The 13,333-nt window shown below is 65.4% G+C and carries 8 protein-coding genes; 5 read left to right on the forward strand and 3 right to left on the reverse strand.

Features of this window, described 5'->3' with window-relative positions; translation table 11 throughout:
• Window positions 1-17 precede the first annotated feature (17 nt).
• Complete coding sequence (gene aceE, locus E1956_RS12140; RefSeq protein ID WP_134749135.1) at window positions 18-2,714, reverse strand: pyruvate dehydrogenase (acetyl-transferring), homodimeric type; 2,697 nt, start codon at window positions 2,712-2,714, stop codon at window positions 18-20.
• Between the two features lie 296 nt (window positions 2,715-3,010).
• Here aceE and fixL point away from each other — a divergent pair, with 296 nt between their 5' ends.
• The 4 genes from fixL (at window position 3,011) to E1956_RS12160 (ending at window position 9,708) form a co-directional block, all read left to right on the forward strand.
• Window positions 3,011-5,527, forward strand: coding sequence for an oxygen sensor histidine kinase FixL (gene fixL, locus E1956_RS12145; RefSeq protein WP_134749137.1), 2,517 nt, complete (start codon window positions 3,011-3,013; stop codon window positions 5,525-5,527).
• On the forward strand, window positions 5,524-6,177 hold the full coding sequence (gene fixJ / locus E1956_RS12150; protein ID WP_028216864.1) for an oxygen response regulator transcription factor FixJ: 654 nt from the start codon (window positions 5,524-5,526) through the stop codon (window positions 6,175-6,177). Before fixL ends, fixJ begins: the two co-directional genes overlap by 4 nt.
• Before the next feature lie 288 nt (window positions 6,178-6,465).
• Window positions 6,466-7,320, forward strand: a complete 855-nt coding sequence (gene folD / locus E1956_RS12155; protein WP_134749139.1) for a bifunctional methylenetetrahydrofolate dehydrogenase/methenyltetrahydrofolate cyclohydrolase FolD — start codon at window positions 6,466-6,468, stop codon at window positions 7,318-7,320.
• Between the two features lie 288 nt (window positions 7,321-7,608).
• Entirely contained in the window at window positions 7,609-9,708 is a 2,100-nt protein-coding gene (locus E1956_RS12160) for a M3 family metallopeptidase (protein WP_134749141.1), read from the forward strand.
• A gap of 92 nt (window positions 9,709-9,800) precedes the next feature.
• Here E1956_RS12160 and E1956_RS12165 read toward each other — a convergent pair whose 3' ends face one another.
• Window positions 9,801-11,087: an amidohydrolase family protein gene (locus tag E1956_RS12165; protein WP_134749143.1), complete on the reverse strand. Its 1,287-nt coding sequence runs from the start codon at window positions 11,085-11,087 to the stop codon at window positions 9,801-9,803.
• A gap of 172 nt (window positions 11,088-11,259) precedes the next feature.
• Window positions 11,260-12,390: a DNA polymerase IV gene (dinB, locus tag E1956_RS12170; protein ID WP_232071423.1), complete on the reverse strand. Its 1,131-nt coding sequence runs from the start codon at window positions 12,388-12,390 to the stop codon at window positions 11,260-11,262.
• A 191-nt stretch (window positions 12,391-12,581) separates the two neighbouring features.
• Here dinB and E1956_RS12175 point away from each other — a divergent pair, with 191 nt between their 5' ends.
• Window positions 12,582-13,277 (forward strand): aspartate/glutamate racemase family protein, encoded by a 696-nt coding sequence (locus E1956_RS12175; protein WP_134749147.1) that lies wholly within the window; start codon window positions 12,582-12,584, stop codon window positions 13,275-13,277.
• Window positions 13,278-13,333: the final 56 nt, after the last annotated feature.

The following is a 13,333-nucleotide window of genomic DNA, read 5'->3' on the forward strand; positions in this document are numbered from 1 at the left end:
CACAGGGGGATGATGCGTTAGACGGTCATCGGGTTGGGTTTGGACGGGTCGAGCTTGTACTTCGCGATGGCGTCTGCCACCACCTTGCGCTCGATCTTGCCTTCGTCCGCGAGCGCGTTGAGCGCCGCGACCGTCGTCCAGTAACGATCGACTTCGAAGAAGTGACGCAGGTTTTCACGCGTGTCCGAACGGCCGAAACCATCGGTGCCGAGCACCACGAACTTGCGCGGAACGAGGCCGCGGATCTGGTCGACGAGTGCGCGCACATAGTCGGTCGATGCAATGACCGGACCTTCCGTGCCCTTGAGCAGCTTCTCGACGTGCGACTCGCGACGCGGCTCGCTCGGGTGCAGCAGGTTCCAGCGCTCGACTTCGTGGCCTTCGCGGGCCAGTTCCGTGAAGCTCGGCACGCTCCAGAGGTCGGCTTCGACGCCCCAGTCGTTCTTCAGCAGGTCGGCGGCGGCGATCACTTCGTTGAAGATCGTGCCTGCGCCCATCAGTTGAACGCGCGGGCCCTTGGCCTTCGCGTCGCCCTTGCGGAACGCGTACATGCCCTTGAGGATGTCGGCTGCCACGTGCTCGCCCTGCGGGATCGCCGGATGCTCGTAGTTCTCGTTCATCACGGTGATGTAATAGAACACGTCTTCCTGCTCCTGCACCATGCGGCGCAGGCCGTCCTGCATGATCACGGCCAGTTCGTAGCCGAAGGTCGGGTCATAGGTGACGCAGTTCGGCACCGAAGCGGCCCACAGGAGCGAGTGGCCGTCTTCGTGCTGCAGGCCTTCGCCGTTGAGCGTCGTGCGGCCCGCGGTGCCGCCGAGCAGGAAGCCGCGCGAGCGCATGTCGCCTGCCGCCCACACGAGGTCGCCGATACGCTGGAGGCCGAACATCGAGTAGAAGATGTAGAACGGCACCATGATCTCGCCGTGCGTCGAGTACGACGTCGCGGCCGCGATCCAGTCGCACATGCCGCCGGCTTCGTTGATGCCTTCCTGGAGTATCTGGCCAGTCTGCGATTCCTTGTAGAACATCAGCTGGTCGGAGTCTTCCGGCACGTACTTCTGGCCTTCCTGGTTCCAGATACCGATCTGGCGGAACAGGCCTTCCATGCCGAAGGTACGCGACTCGTCCGGCACGATCGGCACGACGCGCTTGCCGAGCGCCTTGTCCTTGAGCAGGATGTTCAGGATCCGCACGAACGCCATCGTCGTGGAGATCTCGCGGCCTTCGCCCGTGCCCTTCAGGAGCGGGTCGAACGCTTCGAGCGCCGGCACCGGCAGCGACTCGGCCTTCTGGCGGCGAGCCGGCAGGTAGCCGCCGAGGTCCATGCGCTTCTGGCGCATGTACTCGAGCTCCTTCGAGCCTTCCTCGAACTTCAGATACGGCACGTCGACGATCTGCTCGTCCGTGATCGGCAGGCGGAACTGGTCGCGGAACTTCTTGAGCTGATCCACCTGCATCTTCTTCTGCTGGTGGGTGATGTTCATGGCCTGGCCGGCCTCGCCCATGCCGTAGCCCTTGATCGTCTTCGCGAGAATCAGGGTCGGCTGGCCCTTCGCATGCTGGGCCTGATGGAATGCCGCGTAGATCTTGTGCGGGTCGTGGCCGCCGCGGTTCAGGTTCCAGATGTCGTCGTCGGACCAGTCGGCAACCAGCGCCTTCAGTTCAGGCGTGTTGAAGAAGTGCTCGCGCACGAACGCGCCCGACTCCGACTTGTAGGTCTGGTACTCGCCGTCGACCACTTCCATCATGCGGCGCATCAGCGCGCCCGACTTGTCGCGTGCGAACAGCGCATCCCAGCGGCTGCCCCAGATGACCTTGATGACGTTCCAGCCAGCACCGCGGAACTCGCTTTCGAGTTCCTGGATGATCTTGCCGTTGCCGCGCACCGGGCCGTCCAGACGCTGCAGGTTGCAGTTGATGACGAACACGAGGTTGTCCAGGTGCTCGCGGCCGGCCATGCCGATCGCGCCGAGCGATTCCGGCTCGTCCGTCTCGCCGTCACCGAGGAAGGCCCAGACCTTGCGGCCCTCGGTCTTCGCGATGCCGCGCGCCTGCATGTACTTCATGAAGCGCGCCTGGTAGATCGCCATGATCGGGCCGAGGCCCATCGAGACGGTCGGGAACTGCCAGAAGTCCGGCATCAGCCACGGGTGCGGATACGACGAGATGCCCTGCCCGCCCACTTCCTGGCGGAAGTTGTCGAGCTGGTTATCCGAGAGGCGGCCAAGCAGGAACGCGCGCGAGTAGACGCCCGGCGACGAGTGACCCTGCACGAACACGAGGTCGCCGCCATGCTCGGGCGACGGTGCGTGCCAGAAGTGGTTGTAGCCGACGTCGTAGAGCGTAGCGGCCGAAGCGAACGAGGCGATGTGGCCGCCCACGTTGGTGTGCTTGCCCGCGCGCAGGACCATCGCCATGGCGTTCCAGCGCGTGTACGAGCGAATGCGGTGCTCGATGTCCTGGTCGCCGGGGTTCTTGGCCTGGTTGGCGACAGGAATCGTGTTGATGTACGGCGTGTTCGCCGAGAACGGCAGATGCTCGCCATGCACGCGGGCGAACTCGATCTGCTTCTCGATCAAATAGTGTGCGCGATCGGGGCCGACCGTCGAGATGACGCCGTCCAGCGCCTCGAGCCATTCGGCGGTTTCCTGAGGATCTTCGTCCTTCTCGGCGGCAACGTATTTCAGGACTTCGTCGGGTACAGCGGACATACTCGTCTCCTGGATGTAGGGGAACGCTGTTGATCGGACCATGCGGACGGCGACCCTTGCGACGTGACCGGGCCGACCGCAGCAGCTTTGCGGGCGATTGTAATGACCGCCTCTTGCTTCACGCAAGGAATTTTTCGAATCGCGAGATGGATTTTTATAATGTGAAAAATTGCTGCAGTGCACGCTTAATCGTTCGAGCCCTTGTGCCGATATCGGCCAGTTTGCACCCGTTTATCGGCGATTTACCGCTTTTTTCACGGCGTTCCCGACTCTTTCGCTGAGCTACAATCCTTGCCATGTTGACCGAACGGCTTTTCACACGCTCGGCGCGACCGCCCGGCTCGCCCGGCGAGTCCTCGCCGTCCCGCTGGCACCACGGACCCTGGTGGTCGAATTCCTATTTGCTGACGCCGCTCCTGTCGATCCTCGTCTTCCTGATCGTCATGAGCCTGATCTTGTGGAGCCTGAACCGCCGCGAGCAGCAGCAGCAGGAAGACACGCTCTATCGCAACGTGGCCTGGGCGCAGCAGCAGATCCGCCTGTCCATGACCGGCGCGCAGGAGCAATTGCAGGCGCTCGCGCGCGACCTCATTGCAGGCCACGCCGACCCGCAGTACTTCCAGACGTCCACCACGGACATCATGCAGGGTCATCCCGAGATCCTCTATCTGAACTGGTATACGAGCCAGCAGGAGCCCCGCTGGCCCAACACGGCCATGCCGGTCTTCGGCCAGCGCCTTGCCAAGCCCAACGACGCGCAGATGGACGAGGCCGTGAAGGCCGCCTTCGCCGAAGCGCGCTCGACGCGCCGCCAGGTCTACTCACCGCTCATCTACGACGACGTCGGCAACGGCTACATCACCTTGCAGACGCCGGTGTACCGCGACCGCGATTTCCTCGGCACGATCGCGGCCGTGTTCTCGGTCGAAGGGATCCTGAAGCACGATATCCCGCCCGAGCTGTCCGCCAAGTACAAGATCTCGATTCTCGACGCCAACAACCGCGAGCTCGCCACCACCTCGACGCGCCCGCGCCTGCCGCACGACGTCTACTACGACCTGCCGCTCGATCCGCCCGGCCAGGGCGTCTCCGTGCGCGTGTACTCGTTCCCGCAGATGACCAACTTCACGAACAATACGCTCGTGTGGCTAGTCGCGGGTTTATCTTGCTTCGTGCTGTGGAGCCTGTGGAGTCTGTGGAAGCATACGCGCCAGCGCTTTGAGGCTCAGCAGGCCTTGTACGCGGAAGCGTTCTTCAGGCGCGCGATGGAGAATTCGGTGCTGATCGGCATGCGCGTGCTCGACATGCACGGCCGCATCACGCACGTGAACCCGGCGTTCTGCCGCATGACCGGCTGGGACGAAAGCGATCTGGTGGGCAAGCACGCGCCGTTCCCCTACTGGCCGCGCGACGCCTACCCCGAAATGCAGCGCCAGCTCGACATGACGCTGCGCGGCAAGGCGCCTTCGTCGGGCTTCGAGTTGCGCGTGCGCCGCAAGGACGGCTCGCAGTTCCACGCGCGCCTCTATGTCTCGCCGCTCATCGACAGCTCGGGCCGCCAGACCGGCTGGATGTCGTCGATGACCGACATCACGGAACCCAAGCGCGCGCGCGAAGAGCTCGCCGCCGCGCACGAGCGCTTCACCACGGTGCTCGAGAGCCTCGACGCCGCCGTCTCGGTGCTCGCCGCCGACGAAGCCGAGCTGCTGTTTGCCAACCGCTACTACCGCCATCTGTTCGGCATCCGTCCGGACGGCCATCTGGAACTGGCCGGCGGCGGCGGCTTCGATTCGGCGGCCGCATCGTCGGATTCGATCGACATGGTGGACGCCTACGCCGGCCTGCCCGCCACCGCGCTCACCGAGAGCGCCGCCGACGCGCAGGAAGTCTACGTCGAGAGCATCCAGAAGTGGTTCGAGGTGCGGCGCCAGTACATCCAGTGGGTGGACGGCCACCTCGCGCAGATGCAGATCGCGACCGACATCACCACGCGCAAGCAGGCTCAGGAACTGGCCCGCCAGCAGGACGAGAAGCTGCAGTTCACGAGCCGCCTCATGACGATGGGCGAAATGGCCTCGTCGCTCGCGCACGAGCTGAATCAGCCGCTCGCCGCGATCAACAACTACGCCTCGGGCACCGTCGCGCTCGTGAAATCGGGGCGCGCCGCGCCCGACAACCTGTTGCCCGTGCTCGAAAAGACCGCGCAGCAGGCGGTGCGCGCGGGCATGATCATCAAGCGCATCCGCGAGTTCGTGAAGCGCAGCGAGCCCAAGCGCCAGGCCACGCGCGTGGCCGACATCGTCGCCGACGCCGTGGGCCTCGCCGAGATCGAGGCGCGCAAGCGCCGCATCCGCATCGTGACCGACATGCGCTCGCGCATGCCCGTGATCTACGTCGATCCGGTGCTGATCGAGCAGGTGCTCGTCAACCTGTTGAAGAACGGCGCCGAAGCCATGGCCGACGCGCGCCCGAATCTGGTCGATCCCGTGATCCGCGTGATCGTGAAGCGCGAAGGCGGCAACGTCTGCATCAGCGTGGTGGACCAGGGCCCGGGCGTGGACGAAGCCACCGCCGAGCGACTCTTCGAACCTTTCTACAGCACCAAGTCCGATGGTATGGGCATGGGGCTGAACATTTGCCGCTCGATTATCGAATCGCATCGCGGGCGCCTCTGGGTGGTCAACAACGTCGAAGCGGACGGCCATATCAGCGGTGCCACGTTCCATTGCAGTCTGCCCATCGGCGAATCGGATCATCCCTCGCGCGACGGATCCGACGAACCGACTCCACAAACCGTTACGGGAGAGCCATGAACAGCCCAGTCACCACTCAGGAAACCGTCTTTGTTGTCGACGACGATGAGGCCGTAAGAGATTCCCTGCGCTGGCTGCTTGAAGCGAATGGCTACCGCGTGCAGTGCTTCACGAGCGCGGAAGAATTCCTCGAGGGATACCAGCCGGCCCAGCAGGCCGGACAGATCGCCTGCCTGATTCTGGACGTGCGCATGCAGGGCATGAGCGGACTCGAGCTGCAGGAGCGCCTGATCGCCGACAACGCCTCGCTGCCGATCATCTTCGTGACCGGCCACGGCGACGTGCCGATGGCCGTCTCGACCATGAAGAAGGGCGCGATGGACTTCATCGAAAAGCCATTCGACGAAGCCGAACTGCGCAAGCTCGTCGAGCGCATGCTCGACAAGGCCCGCAGCGAAAGCACCAACGTGCAGCAGCAGCGCGCCGCCGCCGAGCGACTCGGCAAGCTCACGGCGCGCGAGCATCAGGTGCTCGAGCGCATCATCGCGGGCCGCCTGAACAAGCAGATCGCCGACGACCTGGGCATCAGCATCAAGACCGTGGAAGCGCACCGCGCGAACATCATGGAAAAGCTGAACGTGAACACGGTCGCCGACCTGCTGCGTCTCGCGCTCTCCAACAAGCCGCAACAGGCGCAGCAACCGCAGTAAGGCTGCCGGCCGGCGCGGGCCGGCACGAAAAGGGAACGGCGCACCCGGCGCATGGCCGTATCGGCGCATGGGCGCGGCGCCTTCCCTACCACATTCCCACCGTTTCTTCCTGCCTCGTCCGGCCGGCGTATCGCCTGGCCGCGACAGTTCGCGCGCGCCGCACGGGTATAATGTCGGCCTTCGCAGCCGGCGCCCGCTTCAACCGATAGTCCCGACGCACGAGCGACGGCCTGCCCGCCGCGCTCCGGCATGCATCTCCGCATTGCCCACTCTCGAACTCGACCGACCATGACAGCCACCCTCATCGACGGCCTCGCCCTCTCCAAGAAACTGCGCGCCGACGTCGCCACGCGCGCCGCCGCCCTCACCGCCCGCGGCCATCAGCCCGGCCTCGCGGTCGTGCTGGTCGGCGACAATCCGGCGAGCGAAGTCTATGTGCGCAACAAGGTGAAAGCCTGCGAAGACAACGGCCTCTATTCGTCGTATGACCGCTATGCCGAGTCGCTCTCCGAAGCCGACCTGCTCAAGCGCATCGACGAACTGAACCGCGATCCGAAGATTCACGGCATCCTCGTGCAGTTGCCGCTGCCGAAGCACATCGACAGCCACAAGGTGATCGAGGCCATCGCGCCGGAAAAGGACGTCGATGGCTTTCACGTGGCCAACGCCGGCGCGCTCATGACGGGCCGCCCGCTGTTCCGCCCCTGCACGCCCTATGGCGTGATGAAGATGTTCGAGGAATACAAGATTCCGCTCGAGGGCGCCAGCGCCGTCGTGATCGGCCGCTCGAACATCGTCGGCAAGCCGATGGCGCTCCTGCTGCTCGAAAAGGGCGCCACGGTCACGATCTGCCATAGCAAGACGCGCGACATCGCGAAGCTCACGCGCGAGGCGGACATCGTGGTGGCCGCCGTGGGCAAGCGCAACGTGCTGACCGCCGACATGATCAAGCCCGGCGCGACCGTGATCGACGTGGGCATGAATCGCGACGACAACGGCAAGCTGTGCGGCGACGTCGATTTCGCGGGCCTGAAGGACGTGGCCGGCTTCATCACGCCGGTGCCGGGCGGCGTGGGCCCGATGACCATCACGATGCTGCTCGTCAACACGATCGAGGCGGCGGAGCGCGCGGCCGGTATCTGAGCGCGAGGCAAGCCAGGCCGGCACAATCCGGCACACTCGCGAAGCCGTCGCAAAGCGGCCCGGCGCCAGGCGCGCAGGCCGCTTTTTTTCGTGCGCGCATAGGCGACGCGCACCCCGCCACGCCGCGATTGCGCCGCCGCGGCCGGACTTCTGTTAATTTGCTCGGATGCACCGGTTGGAAAGTGCGCACCGCGCCCCAATAACTGGCATATCGGGGTGCGCGCAGGTGCGTGGCGCCCCGGCTCACCTCACAGCGAATCAACCGCGACAGAAGGAACAGGACGCATCATGGCAACTACTCCCTCCGACAATCCGCTGCTCGATTTCACCGGCCTGCCGCGCTTCGGCGAGATCCGTCCCGAACACGTGACGCCCGCGCTCGACGTGCTGCTCGCGAACGCGAACGCCGCCGTCGATCGCGCGGCCCAGCCGATGACGCCCTCGCAGTGGAGCGACGTGGTCGAACCGCTCGAGCGCGCCAGCGAGCCGCTTTCGCGCGCCTGGGGCGTGATCGGCCACCTGAACGCCGTCGCCGACACGCCGGAGCTGCGCGCCGTCTACGGCGAGAACCTGCCGCGCGTGACCGAGTTCTGGTCGAGCGTCGGCCAGAATCTCGCGCTCTACGAGAAGTACAAGGCCATCACGAACCACAACTCGTTCGAGCTGCTCTCGGGCGAGCGCAAGAAGATTCTCGACAACGCACTGCGCGACTTCCGCCTCTCCGGCGCGGAGCTGCCCGAAGACCAGAAGCCGCGTTTCGCCGAACTGCAGGAGCGCCAGGCCGCGCTCTCGAAGGCGTTCTCGGACCACGTGCTCGACGCCACCAACGCCTACGCGTTCTACGCCACGAACGAAACCGAGCTCGCGGGCCTGCCTGCCGACGTGGTCGCCGCCGCGCGCGAAGCCGCCGAGCGCGAGAACAAGGAAGGCTGGAAGTTCACGCTGCACTTCCCTTCGTATTTCCCGGTGCTGCAATACTCGGAAAATCGCGCGATGCGCGAAACGATGTATCGCGCCTACGTCACGCGCGCATCGGAGCTCGGGCCCGAATACGGCGGCGGCAAGCCCGACTGGGACAACACAGCGATCGTCGACGACGAGCTCAAGCTGCGCGCCGAAGAAGCGCTGATGCTCGGCTACAACAACTTCGCCGAAGTCTCGCTCACGCCGAAGATGGCCGAGTCGCCCGCCCAGGTCATGAGCTTCCTCGAAGACCTGGCCACGCGCGCGCGTCCGTACGCCGAAAAGGACTGGCAGGAACTGCGTGAATTCGCCGCCAGCGAGCTCGGCCTCACGCAGATCGAGCCGTGGGACATGGCCTTCGCGGCGGAGCGCCTGCGCCAGAAGCGCTACTCGTTCTCGGAGAACGAGGTCAAGCAATACTTCCCCGAAGACTTCGTGCTCAAGGGCCTCTTCAAGGTCACCGAGACGCTGTTCGGCGTGCGCATCCGCGACGATAACGCCGCCGTCTGGCATCCGGACGTGCGCTTTTTCCGCGTCGAGAACGCGGACGGCACGCTGGTCGCCCAGTTCTATCTCGACCTCTACGCACGCGAAGGCAAACGCGGCGGCGCATGGATGGACGACGCGCGCTCGCGCCGCAAGCTCGACGGCAGCAACGTGCAGACGCCGGTCGCCTATCTCACCTGCAACTTCTCGGCGCCGGTGGGCGGCCGTCCCGCGTGCTTCACGCACGATGAAGTCATCACGCTCTTCCACGAGTTCGGCCACGGCCTGCATCACATGCTCACGCGGGTGGACGAGCTCTCGGTCTCGGGCATCAACGGCGTAGAGTGGGACGCGGTCGAGCTGCCCTCGCAGTTCATGGAGAACTTCTGCTGGGAGTGGGACGTCCTCACCGAGATGACCTCGCACGTCGAGACGGCCAAGCCGCTGCCGCGCGAACTGTTCGACAAGATGCTCGCCGCGAAGAATTTCCAGAGCGGCCTCGGCACGCTGCGCCAGATCGTGTTCTCGATGTTCGACATGGCGCTGCACGTGGACTTCGACGCCTCGAAGGGCAAGACCGTGAACGAGCTCGCACGCGAGATCAACGCGCGCTATCACGTCATTCCGCAAGCGCCGTTCTCGCGCTGGCCGAATACGTTCAGCCACATCTTCGCGGGCGGCTACGCGGCGGGCTACTACAGCTACAAGTGGGCCGAAGTGCTGTCCGCCGACGCTTACGCGGCGTTCGAAGAGGCTGCACAGGCCGCGAAGTCGAGCGTGCTCGACGCGGCCACGGGCACGCGCTATCGCCAGGAGATTCTGGAAGTGGGCGGCAGCCGTCCGGCGATGGACTCGTTCAAGGCGTTCCGCGGGCGCGAGCCGAGCATCGATGCACTGCTGCGCCATAACGGCATGGAGCAGCCGCCGGCGCAACACTAAGCGCGTTAGCCACTGCTGCGCCAAGGCACGAAAACCGCGCACGGGAACCTGTCCCGTGCGCGGTTTTTATCGCCTGTCATTGAGTGAGGCGCCTAGCGGTTCAGCTTGAAATCGACGCTCCCGGGCCGTCCTTCGAGCGCAAGCGATGCGCGCTGCGCAGGTTGGCGGCTCACCACCCTGCCCCGGCTCACCACGGCGAGACGCGCCGCGCGCAGACGGATGGCCTCGATGGCATCGCGCGCGTCGAGCACCACGAGATTCGCCGCGCTGCCCGGCGCAATGCCATAGCCTTCGAGGCCGAGAATCTTCGCGGGATTGACCGTGACCGCATCGAAGCATGCGCGCGACGCCTCCACGCCCGTCATCTGCGCGACGTGCAGCCCCATCTGCGCGACTTCGAGCATGTCGCCCGAGCCGAAGCTGTACCACGGGTCCATCACGCAGTCGTGGCCGAACGCGACGTTGATGCCGGCCGCCATCAGCTCGGGCACGCGCGTCATGCCGCGCCGCTTGGGATAGGTATCGGAGCGGCCCTGCAGCGTGATGTTGATGAGCGGATTCGCGATCGCCGCCACGCCCGACTCGCGCATCAGCGGGATCAGCTTGCTCACGTAGTAGTTGTCCATCGAGTGCATCGACGTGAGATGCGAGCCCGTCACGCGGCCATGCAAGCCGAGGCGATGCGTTTGCGCGGCAAGCGTTTCGATGTGGCGCGAGAGCGGATCGTCGGACTCGTCGCAATGCATGTCGACGCGCAGGCCCTTTTCCGCCGCGAATTCGCAGAGCAGACGCACCGACTCCGCGCCGTCGGCCATGGTGCGCTCGAAGTGCGGGATGCCGCCGACCACGTCCACGCCCATGGCGATGGCGCGCTTGAGATTGTCGAACGCGCCGGGGCTGCGCAAGAGGCCATCCTGCGGAAAGGCCACGAGTTGCAGATCGAGATACGGCGCCACGCGGCGCTTTACTTCGAGCAAGGCCTCGACAGCGAGCAAACGCGCGTCGCACACATCGACATGTGAGCGGATCGCCAGCAGCCCGCGCGCGACGGCCCAGTCGCAGTACTGCAGCGCGCGCTCGACGAGCGCCTCCTGCGTGAGATGCGGCTTGAGCTCGCCCCACAACGCGATGCCCTCCAGCAGCGTGCCCGATGCATTCACGCGCGGCAGGCCCCAGGACAGCGTCGCGTCCATGTGAAAGTGAGCGTCGACGAAAGGCGCGCTGACGAGCGCACCGGCCGCGTCGATTTCCTCGCGCGCCTGCGCCGCGAGATGCGGCTCGACGGCGGCAATGCGCCCCGCCTCGATGCCGATATCGACCGTGGGATGCCCGGCAGGATGCGCATGTGCGAGCACGGCGCGGCGAATGATCAGGTCCATGAATGGCTCCTCGATGGCGTCTTCTTCTCTCGCGAATTGACGTTGCGCGTCTTTGCATCGCGCTGCGATTCCGCCTTGATTCTATCGGCGCCTGAAATGGCCTGCCAACACGAAGCCGCCCGCGACGTGCAAGCGGCGAGCGAACGCGCCTCGCAGACGCATCGCGCGCGCGTCACGCCCCGGCTTCGCGGTCGTCGTCTTCGGGATCGTCGTCGAATAGCGCGAACTGGCCGCGCAGCGCGGGATTGTCCTCCTCGAGCCGCACGCCCGCGCCCAGCAGCCGCACACCGAGCTTGCGCCGCGCGAGCCCCTTTTCGAGCAGCGCGAGCAGCGTGGGCAGATCGGTGGCATCGGCCACGCACTCGACCGTCGTGCGCTGAAAATTCGCGAAGCGGATCTTCACGAAGAGCTTGCGCACGGCGTGCGCGCAGCCGGCGCGCTCGATGCGCGCGTCGAGCTGCACGGCAAGGCGCTTGAGCTCCTCGCTGCACGCTTCGAGCGTGAGCAGATCGCTCACGTAAGTCGTCTCGACGCTCACCGACTTGCGCTCCTGATCCGCGCGCACGGGCCGCTCGTCAAGGCCGCGCGCGAGCTCGTAGAGCCGCTTGCCGAACACGCCGAAATGCCGGTGCAAATCGAACAACGACCACGTGCGCAACTGCGCGCAGGTCGACAGCCCGAGGCTCTCCAGCTTCGCCGCCGTGACCTTGCCGACGCCGTGAATCTTGCGCACGGGCAGCGCCGCGACGAATGCGTCGACCTCGTGCGGACGCACGACGAAGAGCCCATCGGGCTTGTTCCAGTCCGAAGCGATCTTGGCGACGAACTTGTTGGGCGCGACGCCCGCCGACACCGTGACGCCCACGGTCTCGCGCACGCGCTCGCGAATCTCGTTCGCGATCAGCGTGGCACTGCCCTTGCAGCGCGTGGTGCGCGAGACGTCGAGATAGGCCTCGTCGAGCGAGAGCGGCTCCACGTCCGCCGTGTAGTCGCGATAGATCGCCATGATCTGCCGCGAGGCGATGCGGTACTTCTCCATCGCCGTGGGCAGGATCAGCAGCTCGGGGCATTTGCGCATGGCAAGCGCCGACGACATCGCCGAATGCACGCCAAAGCGGCGCGCCTCGTAATTGCAGGTCGCAATCACGCCGCGCTGGTCGGGCCGCCCGCCCACCGCGATCGGACGCCCGCGCAGCGTGGGGTCGTCGCGCATTTCGACCGATGCGTAAAAGCAGTCGCAATCGCAATGGATGATCTTGCGAGCGAAGCCGGCAGTCACCGGTGTTTGAGGCTCGGGCGACACCGGCGGCGAGAGATCGGATGAAGGCGTGTTCAAAGTACTGATACTGTACAAAAACACAGTGCCATTTTCAAGAAAACTGTCCGCGGCGGCCCGCCTTGCCGTACTGCGTGACTCGGGCGGGACCGTACCTGTACAGCGGCGCTGGCATGCCTATACTCGTCCGATCAATTCAATGATGGGCGGGACGCGCGATGAAGACGATCGGTGTGATTGGCGGGATGAGCTGGGAGTCGTCGGCAGAGTACTACCGGCTGCTGAACCGCTACGCGAAGGCGCGGCTCGGCGGCCATCACAATGCGCGCAGCCTGATGACGACGGTCGATTTCGCCGAGGTGGAAGCCTTGCAGCGCGCGGGCGACTGGGACGCGCTCGGCGTGCAGATGGCGCAGGCGGCCGCGCAACTGGAGCGAGGCGGCGCCGATCTCGCGCTACTGGCGACGAACACGATGCATCGCGTATGCGCGTCGATCGAGGCGGCCATTTCGATTCCGTTTTTGCATATCGCCGATCCGACCGGCGCGGCGTTGCGCGCCGCGGGCGTGACGCGCGTGGGCCTGCTCGGCACGCGCTACACCATGGAGCAGGACTTCTACGTGGGCCGGTTGCGCGAGGTGCACGGCATCGAGGCGCTCGTGCCTGACGAGCGCGAGCGGATGGACGTGCATCGGATCATCTACGACGAGCTCTGCCATGGCATCGTCGAAGCAGAATCGCGTGGCACTTATCAACGTGTGATCGAAGCGCTCGCGGCACGCGGCGCGCAAGCGGTGATACTCGGCTGCACGGAAATCACGCTGCTGATCAGCTCGAAGGATTCGGCGTTGCCGGTGTACGACACGACGGCACTGCATGCGCAGGCGGCCGTGGATTGGGCGCTGGAGGGTTGATGCGATAAAGCCTTTCCTTTGCGAGCAGGCACGCGCAAAGGAAAAAGCCCGCATGA

The organism is Paraburkholderia pallida, from assembly GCF_004524855.1.
GTDB classification, from domain to species: domain Bacteria; phylum Pseudomonadota; class Gammaproteobacteria; order Burkholderiales; family Burkholderiaceae; genus Paraburkholderia; species Paraburkholderia oxyphila.

Coding starts and splice junctions, on each gene's coding strand:
- E1956_RS12165 (WP_134749143.1), bottom strand. CDS start 11,087: ATGGACCTGATCATTCGCCGCGCCGTGCTCGCACATGCGCATCCTGCC.
- E1956_RS12160 (WP_134749141.1), top strand. CDS start 7,609: ATGGCAACTACTCCCTCCGACAATCCGCTGCTCGATTTCACCGGCCTG.
- aceE (WP_134749135.1), bottom strand. CDS start 2,714: ATGTCCGCTGTACCCGACGAAGTCCTGAAATACGTTGCCGCCGAGAAG.
- fixJ (WP_028216864.1), top strand. CDS start 5,524: ATGAACAGCCCAGTCACCACTCAGGAAACCGTCTTTGTTGTCGACGAC.
- E1956_RS12175 (WP_134749147.1), top strand. CDS start 12,582: ATGAAGACGATCGGTGTGATTGGCGGGATGAGCTGGGAGTCGTCGGCA.
- fixL (WP_134749137.1), top strand. CDS start 3,011: ATGTTGACCGAACGGCTTTTCACACGCTCGGCGCGACCGCCCGGCTCG.
- folD (WP_134749139.1), top strand. CDS start 6,466: ATGACAGCCACCCTCATCGACGGCCTCGCCCTCTCCAAGAAACTGCGC.